This window comes from Mesorhizobium sp. B3-1-9, assembly GCF_006439595.1.
GTDB lineage: Bacteria > Pseudomonadota > Alphaproteobacteria > Rhizobiales > Rhizobiaceae > Mesorhizobium.
On record NZ_VFTJ01000037.1, the window covers coordinates 1 to 19,677 of the forward strand.

The 19,677-nt window shown below is 65.3% G+C and carries 21 protein-coding genes, 1 tRNA gene and 1 pseudogene; 7 read left to right on the plus strand and 16 right to left on the minus strand.

Annotated features, from left to right (window positions below):
* Positions 1 to 183: 183 nt before the first annotated feature.
* Together FJW07_RS30990 and FJW07_RS30995 are read right to left on the minus strand one after the other, a co-directional pair.
* The gene (locus FJW07_RS30990; protein ID WP_140860705.1) at positions 184 to 495 is read right to left on the minus strand and encodes a DUF167 family protein; all 312 of its coding nucleotides are present in this window, start codon (positions 493 to 495) and stop codon (positions 184 to 186) included.
* On the minus strand, positions 495 to 794 hold the full coding sequence (locus FJW07_RS30995; RefSeq protein ID WP_127876481.1) for a YggT family protein: 300 nt from the start codon (positions 792 to 794) through the stop codon (positions 495 to 497). The genes FJW07_RS30990 and FJW07_RS30995 overlap by 1 nt, the downstream gene beginning before the upstream one ends.
* Positions 795 to 961: 167 nt before the next feature.
* Here FJW07_RS30995 and FJW07_RS31000 point away from each other — a divergent pair.
* From FJW07_RS31000 to FJW07_RS31875, 3 genes are all read left to right on the plus strand, one after another.
* Positions 962 to 1,037, plus strand: a tRNA-Ala gene (locus FJW07_RS31000).
* A gap of 176 nt (positions 1,038 to 1,213) precedes the next feature.
* Complete coding sequence (locus FJW07_RS31005; protein WP_140786153.1) at positions 1,214 to 1,657, plus strand: hypothetical protein; 444 nt, start codon at positions 1,214 to 1,216, stop codon at positions 1,655 to 1,657.
* Positions 1,658 to 1,891: 234 nt separating this feature from the next.
* A complete protein-coding gene (locus tag FJW07_RS31875; RefSeq protein WP_181166913.1) occupies positions 1,892 to 2,068 on the plus strand; it encodes a hypothetical protein in 177 nt (58 codons plus the stop codon).
* Positions 2,069 to 2,515: 447 nt separating this feature from the next.
* On the opposite strand, the gene FJW07_RS31010 is transcribed toward FJW07_RS31875, so the two are convergent.
* The 12 genes from FJW07_RS31010 to exbB all read right to left on the minus strand — a co-directional run bounded on the left by FJW07_RS31010 (position 2,516) and on the right by exbB (position 15,145).
* Positions 2,516 to 3,010 carry a hypothetical protein gene (locus FJW07_RS31010; RefSeq protein WP_140860712.1) on the minus strand — a complete coding sequence of 165 codons (495 nt, stop codon included), beginning with the start codon at positions 3,008 to 3,010 and terminating at the stop codon, positions 2,516 to 2,518.
* Positions 3,011 to 3,118: 108 nt separating this feature from the next.
* A complete protein-coding gene (locus FJW07_RS31015) occupies positions 3,119 to 4,513 on the minus strand; it encodes a multicopper oxidase family protein (protein ID WP_140860719.1) in 1,395 nt (464 codons plus the stop codon).
* Positions 4,514 to 4,643: 130 nt separating this feature from the next.
* A complete protein-coding gene (locus FJW07_RS31020; protein ID WP_140860725.1) occupies positions 4,644 to 6,464 on the minus strand; it encodes an ABC transporter ATP-binding protein in 1,821 nt (606 codons plus the stop codon).
* Positions 6,461 to 7,405, minus strand: a complete 945-nt coding sequence (locus FJW07_RS31025) for an acetamidase/formamidase family protein (RefSeq protein ID WP_140860732.1) — start codon at positions 7,403 to 7,405, stop codon at positions 6,461 to 6,463. The genes FJW07_RS31020 and FJW07_RS31025 overlap by 4 nt, the downstream gene beginning before the upstream one ends.
* A complete protein-coding gene (locus FJW07_RS31030; RefSeq protein ID WP_140647029.1) occupies positions 7,395 to 9,038 on the minus strand; it encodes an ABC transporter substrate-binding protein in 1,644 nt (547 codons plus the stop codon). The genes FJW07_RS31025 and FJW07_RS31030 overlap by 11 nt, the downstream gene beginning before the upstream one ends.
* A gap of 34 nt (positions 9,039 to 9,072) precedes the next feature.
* On the minus strand, positions 9,073 to 9,993 hold the full coding sequence (locus FJW07_RS31035) for an ABC transporter permease (protein ID WP_140647028.1): 921 nt from the start codon (positions 9,991 to 9,993) through the stop codon (positions 9,073 to 9,075).
* 13 nt (positions 9,994 to 10,006) lie between these two features.
* Entirely contained in the window at positions 10,007 to 10,912 is a 906-nt protein-coding gene (locus tag FJW07_RS31040; RefSeq protein WP_140860738.1) for an ABC transporter permease, read from the minus strand.
* A complete protein-coding gene (locus tag FJW07_RS31045; RefSeq protein ID WP_140832688.1) occupies positions 10,890 to 11,492 on the minus strand; it encodes an ANTAR domain-containing protein in 603 nt (200 codons plus the stop codon). The genes FJW07_RS31040 and FJW07_RS31045 overlap by 23 nt, the downstream gene beginning before the upstream one ends.
* Entirely contained in the window at positions 11,489 to 12,583 is a 1,095-nt protein-coding gene (locus tag FJW07_RS31050) for a transporter substrate-binding protein (RefSeq protein WP_140860745.1), read from the minus strand. The genes FJW07_RS31045 and FJW07_RS31050 overlap by 4 nt, the downstream gene beginning before the upstream one ends.
* Positions 12,584 to 12,735: 152 nt before the next feature.
* Positions 12,736 to 13,725, minus strand: coding sequence for an energy transducer TonB (locus tag FJW07_RS31055; protein WP_140860752.1), 990 nt, complete (start codon positions 13,723 to 13,725; stop codon positions 12,736 to 12,738).
* On the minus strand, positions 13,722 to 14,225 hold the full coding sequence (gene exbD, locus FJW07_RS31060) for a TonB system transport protein ExbD (protein WP_140860759.1): 504 nt from the start codon (positions 14,223 to 14,225) through the stop codon (positions 13,722 to 13,724). Before exbD ends, FJW07_RS31055 begins: the two co-directional genes overlap by 4 nt.
* Positions 14,226 to 14,230: 5 nt before the next feature.
* The gene (exbB, locus tag FJW07_RS31065) at positions 14,231 to 15,145 is read right to left on the minus strand and encodes a tonB-system energizer ExbB (RefSeq protein WP_140860802.1); all 915 of its coding nucleotides are present in this window, start codon (positions 15,143 to 15,145) and stop codon (positions 14,231 to 14,233) included.
* A gap of 406 nt (positions 15,146 to 15,551) precedes the next feature.
* Between exbB and FJW07_RS31070 the strand changes: the two genes are divergently transcribed.
* The 3 genes from FJW07_RS31070 (at position 15,552) to FJW07_RS31080 (ending at position 17,594) form a co-directional block, all read left to right on the plus strand.
* Positions 15,552 to 16,226, plus strand: a complete 675-nt coding sequence (locus tag FJW07_RS31070) for an isochorismatase family cysteine hydrolase (protein ID WP_140860766.1) — start codon at positions 15,552 to 15,554, stop codon at positions 16,224 to 16,226.
* A gap of 130 nt (positions 16,227 to 16,356) precedes the next feature.
* Positions 16,357 to 16,671, plus strand: a complete 315-nt coding sequence (locus tag FJW07_RS32225) for an antibiotic biosynthesis monooxygenase (RefSeq protein ID WP_140860772.1) — start codon at positions 16,357 to 16,359, stop codon at positions 16,669 to 16,671.
* A gap of 8 nt (positions 16,672 to 16,679) precedes the next feature.
* Complete coding sequence (locus FJW07_RS31080) at positions 16,680 to 17,594, plus strand: sigma-70 family RNA polymerase sigma factor (RefSeq protein WP_348640194.1); 915 nt, start codon at positions 16,680 to 16,682, stop codon at positions 17,592 to 17,594.
* A gap of 11 nt (positions 17,595 to 17,605) precedes the next feature.
* On the opposite strand, the gene FJW07_RS31085 is transcribed toward FJW07_RS31080, so the two are convergent.
* Together FJW07_RS31085 and FJW07_RS31090 are read right to left on the minus strand one after the other, a co-directional pair.
* Positions 17,606 to 18,544: an LLM class flavin-dependent oxidoreductase gene (locus FJW07_RS31085; protein WP_140860788.1), complete on the minus strand. Its 939-nt coding sequence runs from the start codon at positions 18,542 to 18,544 to the stop codon at positions 17,606 to 17,608.
* A 157-nt stretch (positions 18,545 to 18,701) separates the two neighbouring features.
* Positions 18,702 to 18,851: a hypothetical protein gene (locus FJW07_RS31090; RefSeq protein ID WP_140860795.1), complete on the minus strand. Its 150-nt coding sequence runs from the start codon at positions 18,849 to 18,851 to the stop codon at positions 18,702 to 18,704.
* A gap of 204 nt (positions 18,852 to 19,055) precedes the next feature.
* Here FJW07_RS31090 and FJW07_RS31095 point away from each other — a divergent pair.
* A pseudogene (locus tag FJW07_RS31095) lies at positions 19,056 to 19,677 on the plus strand (hypothetical protein); the annotation flags it as partial.

Here is a 19,677-nt window from a genome sequence, read left to right on the forward strand (position 1 = left end):
GGAGAGGTGGCTCGGCGAAGCCGAGACGGAGTGGGGGTCGACCAGCGCAGCATAAGACACTGCATGCGCCAAGCTGCTACGCACGCTATCGCCAAAGGCCAGCCGCCTGGAAATGTTTGCATGCTGTAGCCTCTGTCCGGCAGGACAGAGGGGGCGCCGTCCCGCCTGCATCTCAAATTTAGATTATCCGATCAGAGCCTCGACGCTTTTCGCCAGCTCGGCCCCATCACCCACTATCCGCAGCGTCTTCAGCCGCGATGTACCGCCGGCAACCACCGCAACGGCCGACACTGGTACACCCAGCGCCTTGGCCATCATCCGTTCCAGCGCCTGGTTGGCGGCGCCGTTCTCCGGCACGGCGCGCACGCGCGCCTTGAGATGACTGCGTCCGTCGGCGGCGGTCTCGACGCCGTCGATCCGGTCGAGTGCCGCCTTCGGCGTCAGCCGCACGTAAAGGTCGATGCCGTTCTCGCGCAGCCGGAACGGCGTGCTCATCAGCCGCCGGTCACGACCCAGGACCAGACGGTGGTGACCAGGAACTGCCGGATGAAGAAAAGGATCAGAAGCAGGATGATCGGCGAAATGTCGATGCCACCGAGATCGGGCATGAAGCGGCGGATCGGGCGCAAGGCCGGATCGGTCAGCCGGTAGAGCATGTTGCCGACGGAACCGACGAACTGGTTGCGCGAATTGACGACGTTGAAGGCGTAGAGCCACGAAAAGATCGCCGAGGCGATGATGATCCACCAGTAGATATCAAGCGCCATGACGATTGTCTGAATAAGGGCGATCATGCCGGTCTCCAAATTGTCGCCGACATGTAGCCATTGCTTGGCCTGCGAGCAAGGCCCGCGGGGCTTGGCGAGCGGGCAAGGCCCGCCGGCCTTGGCGCATGGCGTCAGGCCATCGTTTCGCCTTGACATCAAACGGCCGCGACCGATACAAGCCCATCCGCTGGAACGGGGCTGTAGCTCAGCTGGGAGAGCGCATCGTTCGCAATGATGAGGTCAGGGGTTCGATCCCCCTCAGCTCCACCAGCCAGCACAAGCCTGTGCTTCTCATCGCTTCCGCCTTCCTCGCTCAGCATTTTGTGACCGCCGGATTTCGGGCGCGTGCCTGGAACCAATGGTGGGGCAAGACGGTTCAGCTATACTTTTGAAGCTGATATGCCCCCGCCGTCTGGGTAAGCGGCGATGCTCGAGGAGTTTCCACCATGCAGATTTCGTCCAGGTTCCGTTCCGTCGCGGTCGCGGCAATCGCCGCCGCGGGCGTCAGCATTGCCAGCGCCGCGCATGCCGACAGCGGCACGATCCGCTTCTCCGTCTACAAGGCCGCCTTCTTCATCGGCGGCTCCGGCGGCGAAGGCACGCTGACCTTCCATGGCAAACGCTATCCGATCTCGGTCGGCGGCGTCTCGGGCGGCCTCGCCTTCGGCGCGTCCAAGACCTATTTCCAGGGCAGGGTGCGCCACATCCGACGCGCCAGCGATGTGACGGGCGTCTACGGCGCAGCCGGCGGCGGCGGCGCGCTCGGCAGAGGCGCCCAGGTGATCGTCATGACCAATGACAAGGGCGCCCAGCTCGAGCTCACCGGCCGGCAGGTCGGCCTGCAGGTCAACGCCGATCTCAGCGGCATCAGCATCGCGCTGAAGAGGTAGGAGGCAGGAGCTCCGTCCGTTAATCCTGGATGGGTCGGATCCGCCGAACGCAGAGGTCCGGCCCCCTTTCCACGCATATGTCATCGGCCAAAATCATTCGCATACGCATGTTTCCAAACCCGTGAGTTTGGAAACGATCGGCCATTTCGCGCGCCATTGCCGCGAAACGGACCGGGCGCATTCATCCCGCATCCGACGGCGCGACGCCGTCTCAACGGAACAGGGGAATGCGAAATGTCCATGCTTGGAAATCTCGGCCGCTCCATCATGCGCCAGCATAACGACGCCAAAACCAGAAGCCTCATGAACAGCCTGTCGCCCGAGCTGCAAAAGGACATCGGCTGGGAGGCCGCGCAGGGCACGCGCGAAAAGGCGCGGCTCGCGCGGATCGTGTTCGCCGGCACGCGCTGAGCAGCCCTGGCCCTTCGTTTCGAACGCGACGGGGGCTTTTTCCGATCCCGGCCCGCCACGCCCTACGACAGCGACATGTCAGCCATTCCAATGGAGGTAATGCCAATGTCAGTGCTTGGAACCCTGCTTCATTTCACCCGCGCGGTTGTCCGCGCGCATAACAACGCCAAGGTCCGAAACCTCATGGATACGCCTCGGGCGCAGGCTGAAGCCGGCGCGGAAAGGCCCGTCACGGACATCGAAAGGCGGTCCTCGCGGCGCGACAGACGATCGAAGTAACGGTCGTCGTTTCAGCGCCGGGCAGGGCCTTCTAAAGGACGCGGCTTCGATGCGCAGGCAGACCGAGCATCTCGGCCTGGCGGAAAGAGCTGTCAGCAAGCGGGACAGCAATGCCCGCATCCGATGTCCGAGAATATCCGCTCGCAACGGTGTATCGCTTAGCCCCGCCTATCGTGATGCTGCCGGCGCCTTGTAATGGCGTTGGCGCGCATAGGCCACGCAGGCGTCCACCGTGCTGACGCAGAGTGCATCGCGGCTGTTCGGCAAGTTGTTGTCGCCGGCATAGGCGACCTCGGCGACGTGGCCGTCGAGCATGCGTATCTGCGTGTTGCAATAGCCGCCGGGAGCAACATTGACCGATCCGCCGACAGCAGGAATCGGGCCTGCGGTCAAGGTCGGCACCGCAATGCTGAGATTGCCGCGTTGCACGGTGCGCTGGTAGGTCCAGATCTGACCGGACGAACCCACGTCCGCCGTTGCGGTCGGAAAGCCTGCGCACATGCGAATGTCGGCCTCGCTCAATCCGACCAATTCCTTGCGGGCGGCAGAGGTCGTGACGTCCTCTTTCGCGAGCCGCGACGTATCGTCAGGGATGACACAGGATGACAGGATGGGGATGCCTGCCGCAAGAAGGGCAAGTTTTCGAATGCGCGAAGATGTCATGCCGTCGGTCGGAGTTGCGTGTTGCCCGGCCTGCCCAGTTGGCTACCTAGGCAATCAAGCGGCGGGGTCAACCCGCAAGCCGCTCACGAAAATGTTGTGATGAGGCGCTCACACCACCCGCAGATAGCTCGTCATGCCTGTCTTCTGGTGCTCGATGATGTGGCAATGCAGCAGCCAGTCGCCGGGATTGTCGGCGACGAAGCCGAGCTGGACCTTCTCGTCGGGCTGGATGAGATAGGTGTCGGAGACCAGCGGCTGGACGGCCCTGGTCGATGACGACAGCACCTTGAAGCTCATGCCATGCAAATGGATCGGGTGCGCGTGCGGGGTGAGGTTTTCCATGTCGATGACATAGCTTTGGCCGAGCTTCAGCTCGGCGAGCGGCGCGGTGGGGTCCGGCGTGTCGCCCGGCCACGGCACCTTGTTGATCGCCCAGAAACTGTAGCCGAGCGAGCCGCAAATGCCGTCGCCCGGGACATTCTCGGCGGTCGCGCTGAGCGCCAGCGGAATGCGCTTGGCGCCGGCAAGGTCTACCTCCGCCACCGGATTGGCTTCGAGCGGGCCGAGATCGCGCAGATCGTGCCTGAGCGATTTGCCGACCGAACGCAGCGTCGCCAGGATTTTCGGCTTGGTGCCCCGGACGTCGCGCAGGCTGACGATCGCGCCCTCCTCGTCGGGCATGCGGATGGCAAGCTCGAGCCGCTGGCCGGGTCCCAGTTGCAGGGCATCCGGTGTAAACCGTTGCGGCACCGGGTTGCCGTCGAGCGCTATGACCGTCGCCTCGGCGCCGTCGACGCGGAAGGCATAGATGCGGGTGACGTCGGTGATGGCCGCCCTAAGCCGCACCAGCCCGCCGGCCGGCGCATCGAATTGCGGCTGGTCGAGCCAGTTGGCGGTGCGCACCGTGCCGAAGGTGCCGGCCCTTGCCGCGTCGCGCGGCCTGAACGGCTCGATGAACTGGCCGTCGTCGCCAAGCCGCCAGTCGCGCAGGTTGACGACCATCTCGACATCGAAGACCGGGTCGTTCGGGTTCTCGACCACGATCACGCCGGTCAGGCCGTGACCCATCTGGATCAGCGTGTTGCAATGCGGGTGGTACCAGAACGTGCCGGCGTCGGGCGGCGAAAACGCGTAGTCGAAACGGTCGCCCTGATAGACATAGGGCTGCACCAGGAACGGCACGCCATCCATCTTGTTGGGAACGCGGATGCCATGCCAGTGGATGGTCGTCGGATCGTCGATGCCGTTGATCAGCCGCGCTGAGAAAGGCTCGCCCTTCCTCATCCTGACGACCGGGGGCATGCCGGCTTCGCCGTAGGTCAGCACATTCTTCGTCGGCGCGCCGTCCATCAGTTGCGCCTCGATGCTCGCGGTCTTCAGGACCAGCGGCTCGGGCTTCGGCGCCGCCCAGCCGGCAAACTTGCCGGCGGCCGAGAGGCCGATACCGGCCGCGCCGGCGGCCGCGGCGCCCTGCAGGAGTTTGCGGCGTGTGAGGACCGACATTGGAATCCCGAAACAGATGAGTGGCGGTCTCAGGCCTTATCATCATTCGGGCACATCCCGAAACGGACAGATCGCCGCCCGCAAGCAAGATCGGTCCCAGGCCGGAATGCGGCCAGCTGCGTGGCTCCGATCAATCTCCGACGGCGGCGAGATGCCCGCCGCCGAAATCCTTGAGCACAAGTTTCGGCACGGTTTCGCCGATCCGCCGGGTCGCGCTTGGAATTTCGCGGTCGAGACGGGAAAAGCGTGTCCGGCGTCGTGACGGATCGGGAACCGGCACCGCCTCGATAAGCCGCCGCGTGTAGGGATGGCGCGCGTTGGAAAAGACCTGGTCGCGGCTGCCGATCTCGACGATCTGGCCGAGATACATGACGGCGACGCGGTCCGAGATGTTCTCGACCACCGCCATGTCATGCGAGATGAAGAGATAGGCGACGCCGAATTCGCGTTGCAGCTCCTTCAAAAGATCGAGCACGCGCGCCTGCACCGAGACATCGAGAGCCGACACGCTCTCGTCGGCGATGATCAGCTTCGGCCTAAGCGCCAGCGCCCGGGCGATGCAGATGCGCTGGCGCTGGCCCCCAGAGAATTCATGCGGATAGAGCTCCATCTGTGCTGCCGACAGGCCGACCCGCTCGAACAGGGCAGCCACTTGGCTCTGGCGTTCCTGCCGTGAGCCGATGCCGTGGATCAGAAGCGGCTCCGCCACCAGATCGCCGACGCGCATGCGCGGATCGAGCGAAGCGTAAGGATCCTGGAACACCATCTGCACGTCGCGGCGCACCGCCTTGCGCGCGTCGCCGCCAAGCCCGGAGAGCTCGCGGCCGCCGATCGTCACGCCGCCCGTATAGGGCACGAGGCCGGCCAGCGCCTTGGCGGTGGTGGACTTGCCGCAGCCGGATTCGCCGACCAGCGCCAGCGTCTCGTTGGGCGCGATCGAGAAGCTGACGCCCTCGACGGCGTGGACCCGCCGGTTGATGCGACCGAAGAAGCCGCCGCGCAGGTCGAAGCGGACATGGAGGTCGTTCACCACCGCCACCTTGTCCTGACCGGTTGCGCCGGCTGCCCCTTCCGTGGCGCGCCGACCAGCGCCCGAGCCGATGCGCGGAACGGCGGCCAGCAATTCTTGCGTATAGGCGGCCCGCGGCCTGGCGAAAATGTCGGCGGGGGCGCCTTCCTCGACCATGCGGCCGTTGCGCATGACGATGACCCGATCGGCCATTTCAGCGACGACGCCCATGTCGTGGGTGATGAGGATCACGCTGGTGCCGTGCTGGCGCTGCAGGTCGCGCAGCAGCTCCAGCACCTCGCCCTGGACCGTGACGTCGAGCGCCGTCGTCGGCTCGTCGGCGATGAGCACGTCGGGCTCCAGCGCCAGCGCCATGGCGATCATCACCCGCTGGCGCATGCCGCCCGACAATTCGTGCGGAAACTGCTTCAGCCGGCTTTCGGCTTCGGAAATTCGAACCGCCTTCAGCGCCTCGACCGCGCGCCGTTGCGCCTCGGCGTGGGAAAGGCCGGTATGCGCTTCGATCGATTCGGTGAGCTGCCGGCCGATCGACAGCACCGGATTGAGCGAGGTCATCGGCTCCTGGAAGATCATGGCGATGCGATCGCCCCGAATGTCGCGCATGCGGCGCTCGTCGAGCGCCGTCAGTTCGATGGCACTGCCATCCTTGTCGAAGAGCCGGATTGTCCCGGAAGCGATGCGGCCGGCCGGCTGCGGCAGGAGCCGCATGATCGCCAGCGCCGTCATCGACTTGCCGGAACCGGACTCGCCGGCGATGCACAGCGTCTCGCCGCGTCTGAGCGACAGCGACAGGCCGGACACGACTTCGCGCTCGCCGTCCTCGCCGCGCACGCCGACGCAGAGGTCGGTGATTTCGAGCACCGGCCCCGCGGCCGCCTTTGCGGCGGCGTCAGCGTGTTCGTCGACCACGACTGCGCTCATTCGAAGACGCAGCGCGGAAAGTAGAACGACACCACCCAGTTCGGCATGTCGACGATCTCGCTGATCCTGAGATCGCCGCAGACCGAGACCAGCATGTAGGCATCGACCGGGTCGAGCTTGTAACGGGCGGACAGCAGGTCGACCATCTGGCTGACTGCCTCTCTGGCCCCGGCCATCAGGTCCGGTCCGATGCCCGTCGTCACCTCGTAGCCCTTGGTGTCGAGATGCCGCGTCACCGGGCCGGGCGTGGTGAAACGCGGCGTCTTCAGCCGCGCGTCCTTCACCAGGTCGAGCTTCAGCACGACGTCCATCGGACTCTCGATCGCCGTGCCGCATACCTCGCCGTCGCCTTGCGCGGCATGAGTGTCGCCGACCGAGAACAGCGCGCCCGGCACTTCCACCGGCAGATAGAGCGTGGTGCCCGCGGCAAGGTCGCGGATGTCGAGATTGCCGCCGACACGCCGTGGCGGCACCACCGAATGCAGGCCCATCTCGGCCAACGCGTTGCCGATGGTGCCGGCGAACGGTTTCAGCGGCACGCGGGCGTTCTTTCCGAACAACGCCGGCTCGAGCGAGCCGGCGTCGTATTTCCAGATGTTGAGCGCCGGTTCCTTGAAGTCGTCGGCGAGCAGGCCGAAGCCCGGGATGTTCGCCGTCCAGCCGAAGCCGGACGGTTTGAACATCTCGATCGTCACCTTCAGCGCATCGCCGGGCTCGGCACCCTCGACGAAGATCGGCCCGGTCACCGGGTTGACCTTGGAGAAATCGAGCCGGGCCACGTCGGCGACCGTGCTGTCGGCCTGGAGCTGGCCACCCGCCGCATCTAGGCACTGGAACTCGATCGTTGAACCGGGCGCCACCCGTTCGGCCGGGGCGAAGGAATTGTCCCAGCCGAAATGGTGATGGCGCCCGTGGATGGTGTAGTCGCAGTTACTGCACATCTTTCACATACACATTGTCGTAGTTGATCGGGATATGGACCGGGTCGACATAGAGATTGTCGGCGCCGCCCATGCGGGCTGATTTCAGCGTGAAGCGCTGCTCGTTGAAGACCGGCGCCCAGGGCGCGTCCTCCATGATCTTGTCATAGATCGCGCTCCACATCTTCTCGCGTTCCTCGGACTTGGCCGGGTCGACGACGGAATCGGCCTCGGCCGCCTTGGCGTCGAGATCCTTGTTGCAATACCACGACCAGTTCCAGCCGCCGGGCACCGCGCCGGCGCAACCGAGGATCGGGCCGTAGAAATTGGAGGGATCCGGGAAGTCGGCGATCCAGGCCATGCCGCCCGACCAGATCATCGGCGCGCCGGCCTTGTCGCCGCCGGCGGCGATCACATTGGCCTGGGCCAGCGACTGGATGCTGGCCTTGATACCGATGGCCGCCAGATCCTGCTGGATCGCCTGGGCGATGCGCGGATTGGGATCGGTGTTCATGGCGAAGAGCTGCGTCTCGAAGCCGTCGGGATGGCCGGCCTCGGCGAGCAGGGCCTTGGCCTTGGCGACGTCATAGGCATAACCCTTGAACGCCTTGTCGTAGCCGGGCATCGAGGGCGGCAGCGGCTGGTTGGCCGGCACCGCGCGATTGTTGATCATCTGGACGATGCGGCCCTTATTGATCGCCATGTTGACAGCCTGGCGCACCTTGACATTGTCGAAGGGCGCCATGGTGGTGTTCATGGTGACGTAGCCGGTGTGCAGCTGTCCGCCCACCACGACGCGGGCCTTCTGCTCAGGATCGTTCATCACCTCCTGGAACTTGGCCGGCGGAATGCCGTCGCCGGGGACGTCGATCTCGCCCTTCTGCAGGCGCAGCAGCGCCACGATCGGCTCCTGGCCGATCTCGAAGGTGATCTTGTCGAGATGCGGCAGGCCCTTGTGCCAGTAATCGGGATTGCGCTCGAAGACGATGCGCTGGCCGAGCGTCCATTCGGCGAGCTTGAAGGCGCCGGTGCCGACCGGATGCTTGCCGAAGTCGGCGCCGTACTTCTCGACCTCCTCCTTCGGCACGACATGCGAGAAGTTGATCGCCATGACATGCAGGAAGGTGGCGTCCGGCCGGGTCAGCTCGAACTTGATCGTGTAGGGGTCGACCACGGTGACGCCGGAGAGGCTGTCGGCCTTGCCGGCGGCGACATCGTCGTAACCCTTGATCGAGCCGAAGAAGCCAGCGCCAGGGCTTTGCGTCTTCGGGTTGGTGACGCGGTCGAGCGAATATTTGACGTCGTCGGCGGTCATCTCGCGGCCGTTATGGAACTTCACGCCATGGCGCAGCTTGAAGGTGAAGGTCTTGCCGTCCGGCAAGATCTCGTAGCTCTCGGCGAGGTCGGGCTTGAGCTTTGTGGTGCCGGGCTCATAGTCCATCAGCCCGTCGAACAGGCTCTTGATCATCGACCAGTTTTGCCAGTCATAGCCGATCGCCGGGTCGAGGGTCGCGACATCGTCCTTGTAGGTGATGGTGATGGCGCCGCCCTGCTTGATGTTCGGGTCGACCGCGTCTTCGGCGCGCGCGTTTGCCATGCCGAGCATCAGCGCCAGCGCCGATGCCGCGACGGTGGATGCGAGAAACTTTTTCATTTTTATGTTCCCTTTCTCTGTTCGGTTTTCATTTTCATCTGAGTTTAATCCGGGGGTCTATGAAGGGGGCGATGATGTCGGCCAAAAGGTTGCCGAGCACGATGGCGAAGGCCGAGACCAGGGTGACGCCCATGATGATCGGGATGTCGACGCGCTGGATCGCCTGCCAGGCGAGCTGGCCGATGCCCGGCCAGCCGAACACGCTTTCGACCACCACGATGCCGCCCATGAAGATGCCGACGTCGATGCCGATCATGGCGACGACCGGCAGGATGGCGTTGGGCAGCGCGTGACGGAACAGGATGGCGCCGCGCGCCAGGCCCTTGGCGCGGGCGGTTCGCATATAGTCCTGGCGCAGCACGTCGATCATCGACGAGCGCATCATGCGCGCATACCAGCCGGCGCCGAGTATGCCCATGGTCAGCGACGGCAGCACGAGGTGGCGCCAGCCGCCGTAGCCGCCGATCGGGAACCAGCCGAGCCTGACGGCGAAGACGTAGAGCAGCAGCAGGCCGACGACGAATTGCGGCGCCGAGACGCCGACGAAGGAGGCGACCATCAGGGTCTGGTCGGTGGCGGTGCCGCGCCTGACGGCGGCGATCAGCCCCATGGTGAGGCCGATCGCCAGCTCGCACAGGATGGCGCCGACCATCAGCAGCAGGCTGGCCGGCAGCCGCGAGACGATGAGTTCGGTGACTTCCGAGCGCTGGATGTAGGAGCGGCCGAGATCGCCACTGACGAGCCTCGTGAGATAGTGCCAGTACTGGACGATGAAGGGCTGGTCGAGGCCGAGCTGGCGGCGGATGTTCTCCACCGTTTCGGGGGTGGCGCTGCGCCCGGCGATCTGGCGCACCGGATCGGCCGGCAAAAGATAGAGCAGCGCGAAGGTGATCAGCGAGACGCCGAGCAGGATGAGCAGCGACTGGATGAGCCGGCGGCCGAGATAGGCAATCATGATCGGCCCCCCATTATTCCCGCCCTCTTTGCGTCGGGTCGAGGATGTCGCGCAGCGCGTCGCCGATCAGGTTGAAGGCCAGCGCCAGCGCCAGGATCGCCGCGCCGGGGAAGAACACCAGCCAGGGCGCCGCCTGGAAATAGGTCTGGTTCTCGAAGATGATGTTGCCCCACGACGCCGTCGGCGGCTGCACGCCGATGCCGAGATAGCTGAGCGTGGCTTCGAGCAGCACCGTGGTCGAGATGCCGAGTGTGCCCCAGACGATGATGGTCGGCAGGAGATGCGGCAGGATGTGGCGGCTGAGAATACGCGGCGCGCTCGCCCCTATCGTGCGCTCGGCATCGATGAACTCGCGCTCGGAGAGCGACGAGGTTTCGGTGTAGATGACGCGCGCGGTCTGCACCCAGTTGACCAGCGCGATCACCATGGCGACGATCCACAGGCTCGGCTCGAACACCGCCGCCAGGCAGATGGCTAAAAGCAGCGCGGGAAAGGCCATCATCAGGTCGGTGAAGCGCATCAGCGCGCTGCCGATCCAGCCCCGGAAATAGCCCGCCGTGACGCCGACCAGCGTGCCGATCAGAAGCGCCACGCCGTTGGCGACGATGCCGATGATCAGCGAGGTGCGCGCGCCGAACAGGATGCGGGTCAACAGGTCGCGGCCGAGCAGGTCGGTGCCCAGCCAGAACTTGGCGTTCGGCGGCAGCGGCGAGCCTTCGAGCGTCAGGCCGTTGAACATCTGCTCGTTGGGATCGTAGCCGGTCAGCCATGGGGCGAGGATGGCGCCGGCGAGCACGATGGCGATAATGAACAGCCCGAGCAGCGCCAGCGGCCGCCTGACCAGCCGGCGCCAGACGCCAGCGCGCGGCTTTGCCGGCATCCGGCCCGTCGAAAGGTCAGGCGCGATGGGATTGGTCATCGCCGCCCTCCGCTTCGGTCATCGCCACGATGCGCCGGGCCGCTTCCTCGACGCTGATCTGCCAGTTCATCGCCAGCGATCTGAGCTGCGCATAGGCGCGGTCGTCGTCGCTGCCTTTCGACAAAGCCGCGACCGCGCGCACGATGGTCTGGCGCTCGCCGACCCGCTGGCGCAGCGACGCGATCTCGCCGGCAAGCTGCCTGCGCGCCTCGAAACTCTGCCGGGCGATCAGCAGCGCGCTGTAGACGCCGGCGGTCCCGACCGGTTTCAGCAATTGCGCATCGGCCTTGTGCGACAGCGCCCATTCGATACGGCCCGGCGCCTCCGAGCCGATCAGCGCCACCAGCGGCATCGGCGCCTCGCCGGGCTTCCACGGGAACTGCTCGTCGAAGCCGAGGTCGGCGTCGAAGAACACGAAATCCGCTGCCAGCGACTCCGCCGGCAGATGCGGCCAGCACTCGACCGCCGCGAGGCCGATCGCCGACAACTGCCTGGTGATCGCCTGCACCGTGGTGTGCGGACGATGCAGCACGAAGGCCTTGGCGCCGCCGAGATTGGGGATGCGCGCGGCGCGGCTCACGACACCACCCTGAGCCGCGGACGACCGAAGACTTTGGCCGGATCGTAGCGCGAAAGATAGGGGTCGGGCGCCACCTCTTCCTCGCGGCTCACCACCTCGAAGAAGCCGTCGGCAATACGCCCGATGATCACCGGTAGGGTCGCATGCTGGGTGTGCGGATCGATGGCGATCGGCCCGAGGCGGGTCGCGAAGCGGCGCTCGGCGAAGGCTTTCGAGAATTCCGCCGGGCCGGCGTCCGGGTTGCCGGCAAGCACGTCCGCCATCACCTGCACCGAGGCATAGGCGGAGGCTTCGAAGGACGAGGCGAAGGCGGCCGGGCGCGGCGCGAAATAAGGCCCGGCCGACAGATGGCCCTTGCCCGTTTCGCCGATTGCCGGCAGCTCGCCCTCGGTGAGATTGCACGAAATCACCGGGCAGGCGCCAGGCTTGAAGGCTGCATCCTCTCGTCCCAGGTCGCGATAGGCGGCGAGGAAAGCATAGGACGAGGTGCCGATCAGGTTGTTGAGGATGAAATTCGGCCGCGTGACGCGGATTTCGTCGATCAGGCGCGAAACGCCGGTCTCGCCGATGCGCAGAGAGCGTTCGCCGAGCACCTTGCCGCCGGCGTCGGCGATCAGGTCGCGCGCGACGCGGTTCATCTCCCAGCCCCATATGTAGTTCGAGCCGAGCAGGAAGCCGTTGGCGCCGAAACGCGGCGCAACATGAGCCATCAGCGGCACCAGATGCTGGTTCGGGCAGGCATGCATGTAGACGACATGCTCGTTGGCCTCGAAGCCTTCATACGGGCAGGCATACCAGAGCATGCCGCCCGCCTTCTCCAGCACGGGAATGGTCTCCTTGCGGCTCCAGGAGGTGATGCAGCCGACGACATGGCGGGCGCTGCTGGTGCGGAAGATGTCTTCGCAGAGCGTCGCGTAGCGGTCGGCGTTGCTTTGCGGATCACGCTCGACCGGGACGAGCTCGATGCTTTGCGCGCGATCGGCGTTGATGTCGGCGATCGCGCGCATCGCCCCCAGCCGGCAGGCGTCGGAGACGAGCTGATAGCTGCCTGACCGGGAATAGAGGATGCCGATCTCGATGCGTCGTTTCAAGCAAGGCCCCAAAAATGAAAAAGCCTCGCAGCCAGCGCCGGATGGGCGAGGCATACGAGGCATTCTTGCCGCCCGGCGAACAAAGCCGGTATTTTCGTCGAGCTACCCTATTCCCTACCGTCCGTCAGTCAAGCCTGAAAGTTGAAGGCCATCTAGTCCCGCAGGCTGAAGACGAAGGGCGCGGTGCGGGTGACGCGCGCGCCGAGTTCGGCCGGCGGAGCCGGCACGGAGGCGCCCTGCAAGGCCCCGAGCGCCGCGCGGTCGAGATCGCCGTCGCCCGAGGACCGCGCCAGCCGGGCCGAGACCACCCTGCCGGAGGTGTCGACCGTGAAGGTCACGCTCGGCGTGCCCTCGGCCCGCCTGGAGCGCGCCGCGCTCGGATAGCGGGTGTGCCGCCTGATCCATGCCGCCAGGCTGGAATTCCAGCGCGACGGGCTGACGCTCGAGCGCGGCGGCGCATTCGAGGACAGTGGCGCGGCCGCCTTCGCCGCCGCCTTGGCGTCGATGCTGGCGGTGGTCGTCGCCCTGGGTGGAGGCGCCTTTTCCTTCCTGACCCGTTCTTTCGGTTTTCCGACCGGTTTCTTCTCGGCCTTCTTCCTGGGTTCTGCCGGCTTTTGCACCTTCACCTCCGCTTCCACCGGTTTCGGTTGCGGCAGCGGAATGACGACGTCCGGGGCGATCGCCTCGATAGGATCCGGCACGGCCTCGTCCAGCGGCTTCTGCTCGCTCAGCGCGGCAATAGCCTGTTCCGCCGGCGCGGCCTGCTCGGCTTCTTGCGTATCGTCGGCATCGGATGGCTGTTCGGTCACGGGCTCGGCCTGTTCCACCGCCGGCACCGGGTCGGTTGCCGGTTTTACGTCGACGGGCTTTTCCGTGTCCGCCGCATCGGGCGGCTCCGGTGTCACCATGTCCAGCATCGCCGCCTCTTCCGGCACGGTGGGCGCGATCACCAGCGGCGCCATCTCGACCGCCAGCGCCGGCGGCGGACCGCCATCCTGCATCTCGGCGAAACTCAGGTTCTGCACCGCATAGGCGACCGCCACGTGCGCGGCCAGAATGATCGCGGCGGCGCTCGTCCACCGGCCGGCCTCACGCGCGCCGAAGCGCGGCTGGAAAATGCGGGAAAGGGCGGCGACCGTCATGGCGCCGAGTTTCCGCCCGGCGCCGGGACGAGGTTCGCGCCGGCCGCGGGCATTTCGGGCACGGCCCGCCCGCCGGCATCGCCAGCTGTTTCGAGGCCGACCAGCGCGACCTTGAGATAGCCGGCGCGGCGCAGCAGGTTCATGACTTCCATCAGGTCGCCATAGCCGACCGTCTTGTCGGCGCGCAGGAAGATGCGTGTCTGCTTGTCGCCCTTGGTGCGGTTGTCGAGCATCCCGGCAAAGGCCGGACGGGGCACGCTGTCATTGCCGATCGCCAGCGTCAGATCGGTTTTCAAAGTCAAGAACAGCGGTGTCTCGGGCCGCGGCGCCGGCGTTGCCGTCGATCCGGGCAGGTCGACATTGACGTCCACGGTCGCCAGCGGCGCCGCCACCATGAAGATGATCAACAGCACCAGGATGACGTCGATGAACGGCGTGACATTGATGTCGTGGCTTTCCTCGAGATCGTCGCCGGCAGTCTCGCGAATCCGCGCCGCCATCGCCGTTACTCCGCAGCCATGGCCGTTGCCGGCGGCACCGCGCGGAAATCGAGGTCGCGGCTGACCAGCCGCTCGATGCCGGCTGAGGCGTCGGCCAGGATCTGCCTGTAGCCGGCTATCGAGCGCACGAAGACGTTGTAGATGACGACCGCCGGAATGGCCGCGACAAGGCCCATCGCGGTCGCAAGCAGCGCCTCGGCGATGCCGGGCGCCACGACCGCCAGATTGGTGGTCTGCGCCTGCGAGATGCCGATGAAGGCGTTCATGATGCCCCAGACGGTGCCGAACAGGCCCACGAAGGGCGCCGTCGAGCCGATGGTGGCGAGCAGGCCGGTGCCGCGCGACATGCGCCGGGCCGCCGCCGCCTCGATGCGCGAAAGCCGGGAGGCGACGCGCTCCTTCAGGCCGTCGCCGGAGGCATGGTCGAGCGCGCCGGCCGAAAGCGCTCTTTCTTCTTCCGCCGCCCGCACCAGAAGCGCGGCCGGCCCGCCGCTGTGGCCAAGTTCCCGGCCGGCCTGCATCAGCGTCGCGGCGTTGCCGATCGCATCGGCGGCGCGGCGCGTCCGCAGCTTGCCGCCTAAGACCTCCAGCGACTTGGCGAGCCAGATGGTCCAGGTGACGAGGGAGGCGAAGGCCAGCCCGACCATCACCGCCTTCACGACGATGTCGGCATTCATGAACATGCCCCAGGGCGAAAGGTCATGCGGCAGTGCCAGCGAGATGGAGCGCTGTTCGCCTGTGGCGCTGTTCGGGACCGGCTGGATGCCCGGTTCCACCGGCGTGGCGGGCGCCTGCGCCGCCGGCATTTGCGGGGCCGGAGGGACGGGTGCTTGTGCTGCCGGCTGTTCCTGCGCCTTGGCGAGGCCGGCCGAAAGAACGAGGCACGCGGCCAGCGCCGCGAGAAGACCGTTTCGGGACAAGGCTCGTCCTCGCTTCATCATTGCACATATCCGATCGGCTGGACGGGTGGACTTGCCCGAGCCGTTGTGGTCGACAAGGCCGTAGACGCGCGAACGGTGCAGATCGAGCAAGACCGGACCGAGCAGCGTGCGTCCGTCGACGGCGAAGCGCACGACATCGATATGAAAGGGTGTCCCAGCTCCGGCCAACATCCGCCTCCAATGCAGCGGCCGCCGTCCAAGGCAGGTGCCAGGCGGCCAATGCTGGTTGACTATGAAACATGACTTTGCAAGTCAACTATAAAGATGACTGCGGTTATCAACGATTGCAACGCGTTCCCCGATATCGGTTCGGCACGCTGCAAGGTCTGGACGGCATGGCAGTTGCTGGGCACGATGCGCGCACAACAACCAAGGCAGGCGGCCTATGATCAAGGCGATACCCTTCGACTTTCCCTATGACGGCAGGCTGGTGCCGCAGCACACGGCGCTGCTGGTGATCGACCTGCAGGAGGATTTCCTGTCGCCGACCGGCTACTTCGCCAGGAAGGGCTACGATCCATCGCCGCTGAGGGCCATCCTGCCGGCGGTCAACCGGCTGATCGAGGCCGCTCGAACCGCCGGCCTAACCATCATCCACACCAGGCAGGGCTATCGCGCCGACATGGCCGACATGACGCCTTACGAAAAATGGCGCCGCAAGCGGGCTGGCCTCGACGGCACCGATGTCCTGCTGCGCTCCGGCCCGGGCTTCCAGATCTCCGCCGACATCGACGTGGCGCCGCAGGACATCATCATCGACAAGACCTGCAACAGCGCCTTCACCTACACGGATCTGGAGCTTGTTTTGCGGGCGCGCGGCATCACGCATCTCCTGTTCACCGGCTGCACGACGGATGTCTGCGTGCACACCACATTGCGCGAGGCCTGCGACCGCAACTTCCAGTGCCTGACGATTGCGGACGCCTGCGCCAGCGGCGACCAGTATGCGCACGAAGCCGCGCTGCATATGGTGACGGTCGAAGACGGGGTCTTCGGCGCCCTGGCGGACTCGGAGGCCGTCATTGCCGCGTTGCGGCAGCTAGCGGGCGCAATGGGCTGAGAATTTCGTGGTTCCATCGAAATTTTTTTCACCCCCACCGTTCCGTTTTCGATTCCGGCTTCGTCTTGAGGGTCGTAACAGGTGCGGGAGCCGCGACGGCCTCCGCCATCAGGACAAACGGAGCCAAGCCATGTCGACCACAGTTACCCTGATCAACGTCTTCACCGCCAAGCCGGGCAAGCAGCAGGAACTCGCCAACACGCTTGCCGAGGGCACGAGGGCCTTCTTCAGCAAGCAGCCGGGCTCGCTGTCGTCGTCGGTGGTCGTCGGCGACGACGGCAGCAAGGTCGCCAATATCTCGCAATGGCGTTCGGCGCAGGACATCGCCGCCTTCCGCGGCGATCCCCGCTTCGCCGATTACATGAAGAGCATCGTCGAGCTGGCCGCTGGCGAGAGCATGATGGGTCACACGATCTATTCCCATACGGGCGGGATCGAAGACTAGGAGGACGCGTGACCGGTTTGCAGGATCAGTCCGTTGCGGCGACCGAAACCAGGCTTCGCGCCTTTGAGCGCGAGGCCGCCGGCCTGAGGGCCAAACTGCACCGCTACGCTTCGCGCATGGTCGGATCCGTCATCGATGGCGAAGACATCGTCCAGGAGGCTTTGGCCAAAGGCTTCGTGGCGATCAGGAATGGCGACATGCCCGACAAGACCGAGCCTTGGCTGTTTCGCATCGCGCACAACGCGGCCCTCGATTTCCTGCGCAAGCGGACCCGCTTGCGGGGGCGCGAAAGCGAGGTCGAGCTCGACATGATCGCCGACGAGAATTCGGCGCTGGATGCGCGCATGGCCGCCGAGGCGAGCCTGGCCGAGCTGATGCAACTGCCGCCGGCGCAAAGATGCACGGTCGTGCTGAAGGATGGGCTGGGACACAGCCTGGAGGAGATCGGCGAAATCCTCGAAACCTCCGACACGGCGATCAAGGGCGCGCTGCAGCGGGGCCGCGAGAGCCTGCGCAAGCTGGCGGCCGCGCCGCGCATGGCGCCGCCCTACCCGGCGCTCGACCGGCAGGACATGCGCCGTCTCGGTGACTATGTGGCCGCCTTCAACGCCAGGGACTTCGATACCTTGCGCGGGCTGCTGGCCGAGGACGTCAAGCTGGAGCTGGTCAACCGCTTGCGCGCCGACGGCAAGGAATATGTCGGCAATTACTTCGGCCGCTATGCCGACGAAACGCATTGGCATTTCACGACCGGCCTTGTCGAAGGCCGGCCCGCCATCCTGGTCACCAGTCCGGAGCGTCCGGACGGGCCGCCGCGCTACTTCATTCTCATCGATTGGGAGAACGGCCGGATCGCCGGCATCCGCGATTTCCTGTTCGCGGATTACGTCATGGACGGCCTGGATTACTCATCCCAGCCGTAGGGAGGCCGGCGTTAGCGAAGGTGGATCTCAGGGAAGGTCTGGGACGCAAGGATCCCCGGTTGCGGAACCTCCACCTCGCGCCGCGCCAGCGAATTCGCGACCAGCGTGATCGTCTCGCGCCCGATGCGGGCGATCTCGCTTGGGCGGTCGATGCCACCGATCATGAACTCCTCGATGCCAAGCGCGGCATAGGGCAAAAGTGCCAGGGCAATCCGCGCCGGCGGCCCGGCAAGCTCGACCGCCTTGTGATCCGGAGTGCCCGTCCAGCCGTCCGGGTGAATGCGGACAGGCAGCGCAAAGCGCAACCTGCCGGCGCGGCCATGTTCCGCCGCGGCGCCGCGCACGCGCTGCATCAGTTGCGCGACCTCATCCGGGGAGCCGGCGGCCAGCTCGAAGACATCGGCATGCTTTCCGACGACCTTCAAGGCCATGCCGGACTGCCCACCGAGACGGATGGCGAGGTCGGCGCCATGCGGTCCCTTGCGCGGCACGAAGCCGCCGCGGACGCTGTAGAAGGCGCCTTCATGGTCGAAGGGCCTGTCGTTCGACCATAGGCGCTTCAACAGCACCAGATATTCGTCGATGCGCTGCCACACCACGCTGTGGCCAACGGGCCGGGCCTCGGCGTCGCTGTCCTCCAGCGGCTCGCTCAGCATGCGAAGCGACAGGCGGCCGCCGCTTTTGCGGTCGAGCGCCGCGAGCTGCCTTGCCGCCACCGTCGGTTCGATAGCGCCGGCCCAGTGCGTTAGCACCACCTCCAGCGAGCCGGTGCGGTCGAGCGTCTGCGCGGCGATGTCCATATTGGTAAGTAGGCCTGCGGGGTCATCCACCACCAGCTTGCGAAAACCGGAATCCTCGATCAGCGACAATCTGGTCGCCGTCTCGGCGAAATCGTAGAAGAAGCTGCCATTGGCAGGCTTGCCTGGAACATGCGTGAACTCGATCGGCATTGCCATCTCCTCCATCACGTTGGGTCGCCCCGCTCCGAACCCGAATAAATCCATCTCGTCGGCGCGCGACAGCGTGCCGGCCTTCTTCAGCTCCGATTACTCAACTAGATTTTCTGGACGACAGGGCCTTTGGTTTTACGTCTGGCCCCCGGCTCAGTCAGGGGATGATCCCGAAAACGACGGCGCCGGTGAACACGAAGGCAAGCGCAAAGACGAGGTAGGCGAACGTGCCGCCATAAGCAGGCCTCCAGCTCCGGTCGGCGGCAAGCTTCTGGCCTTTGCGCTGGGCATTCTGAATGTAGGACATGGTCGATCCTCCGTCGCGACCATTAATCTATAAAGTTAGTAGACTTTGTCGATTGTTATTTTTGGGCGGTTTCTGGGAGGACGTTCTCCGATCGGGCGATTCCGTGGGTTTTCTTTCCCTCAGGCGAACGCTGCCCTTCCCATTTCGGCCGGTTAAGACAGTAATGCCGGCACTCGAACTGAGTTCCAGGAGATCATCGTTGCAATGACGCAGTCTCATAACATGCGGGTCTGGGCCAGCCGCGCCTTCATGGACTCAACACGGATCAAGGCGTTCACCGCTGACCCGTTGCCCACGGGAATGAATCTTGGCCGAATGGCCGAGTTGAACGAAACCGGCGAACCGATGTCGGCTGAGCATTTCCCGAAACAGATTTTTGCCGAATACCCCGACAGGAAAGAGGAGAAGCAGGCGGATCTGGTGCTTGCCGCAGGCGCGGTGGTGGTTTCGGCGGCATGCGCCGAGGTGCTGCGCCGTTTCGATCTTGGTCATTCCTCGCTCTATCCGATCAGGCTCTTCCAGCATGACCGGAAGACGCCGGTAGAGGGAGAATATTTTTGCCTCAACATTGCTGAGCGCAAGGACACGTTCTTGCGGGATCGTTCTCCGTTGGTACGGGAATTGGGTGATGGCAGCTTAAGGATGCCGTCATATCTCGCCGACGGCGATGTGGCGGTCAGCCCAGCCGCAATCGAAGGTGTCGATCTCTGGGTGAGTCCACCCTTGAAACGGATCTTTTTCCTGCGCGACCGACTAGGGCTTGTTGAGATTCATCGTGAGTTTATGACGGCGGCAGCGAGATGGATGATGGCACTGAAACTCTGGT

Excerpts from the sequence above, each read along its gene's own strand:
- FJW07_RS30990 (WP_140860705.1), bottom strand. The coding sequence starts at position 495 with ATGAGCACGCCGTTCCGGCTGCGCGAGAACGGCATCGACCTTTACGTG.
- FJW07_RS30995 (WP_127876481.1), bottom strand. The coding sequence starts at position 794 with ATGATCGCCCTTATTCAGACAATCGTCATGGCGCTTGATATCTACTGG.
- FJW07_RS31005 (WP_140786153.1), top strand. The coding sequence starts at position 1,214 with ATGCAGATTTCGTCCAGGTTCCGTTCCGTCGCGGTCGCGGCAATCGCC.
- FJW07_RS31875 (WP_181166913.1), top strand. The coding sequence starts at position 1,892 with ATGTCCATGCTTGGAAATCTCGGCCGCTCCATCATGCGCCAGCATAAC.
- FJW07_RS31010 (WP_140860712.1), bottom strand. The coding sequence starts at position 3,010 with ATGACATCTTCGCGCATTCGAAAACTTGCCCTTCTTGCGGCAGGCATC.
- FJW07_RS31015 (WP_140860719.1), bottom strand. The coding sequence starts at position 4,513 with ATGTCGGTCCTCACACGCCGCAAACTCCTGCAGGGCGCCGCGGCCGCC.
- FJW07_RS31020 (WP_140860725.1), bottom strand. The coding sequence starts at position 6,464 with ATGAGCGCAGTCGTGGTCGACGAACACGCTGACGCCGCCGCAAAGGCG.
- FJW07_RS31025 (WP_140860732.1), bottom strand. The coding sequence starts at position 7,405 with ATGTGCAGTAACTGCGACTACACCATCCACGGGCGCCATCACCATTTC.
- FJW07_RS31030 (WP_140647029.1), bottom strand. The coding sequence starts at position 9,038 with ATGAAAAAGTTTCTCGCATCCACCGTCGCGGCATCGGCGCTGGCGCTG.
- FJW07_RS31035 (WP_140647028.1), bottom strand. The coding sequence starts at position 9,993 with ATGATTGCCTATCTCGGCCGCCGGCTCATCCAGTCGCTGCTCATCCTG.
- FJW07_RS31040 (WP_140860738.1), bottom strand. The coding sequence starts at position 10,912 with ATGACCAATCCCATCGCGCCTGACCTTTCGACGGGCCGGATGCCGGCA.
- FJW07_RS31055 (WP_140860752.1), bottom strand. The coding sequence starts at position 13,725 with ATGACGGTCGCCGCCCTTTCCCGCATTTTCCAGCCGCGCTTCGGCGCG.
- exbD (WP_140860759.1), bottom strand. The coding sequence starts at position 14,225 with ATGGCGGCGCGGATTCGCGAGACTGCCGGCGACGATCTCGAGGAAAGC.
- FJW07_RS31070 (WP_140860766.1), top strand. The coding sequence starts at position 15,552 with ATGATCAAGGCGATACCCTTCGACTTTCCCTATGACGGCAGGCTGGTG.
- FJW07_RS32225 (WP_140860772.1), top strand. The coding sequence starts at position 16,357 with ATGTCGACCACAGTTACCCTGATCAACGTCTTCACCGCCAAGCCGGGC.
- FJW07_RS31085 (WP_140860788.1), bottom strand. The coding sequence starts at position 18,544 with ATGCCGATCGAGTTCACGCATGTTCCAGGCAAGCCTGCCAATGGCAGC.
- FJW07_RS31090 (WP_140860795.1), bottom strand. The coding sequence starts at position 18,851 with ATGTCCTACATTCAGAATGCCCAGCGCAAAGGCCAGAAGCTTGCCGCC.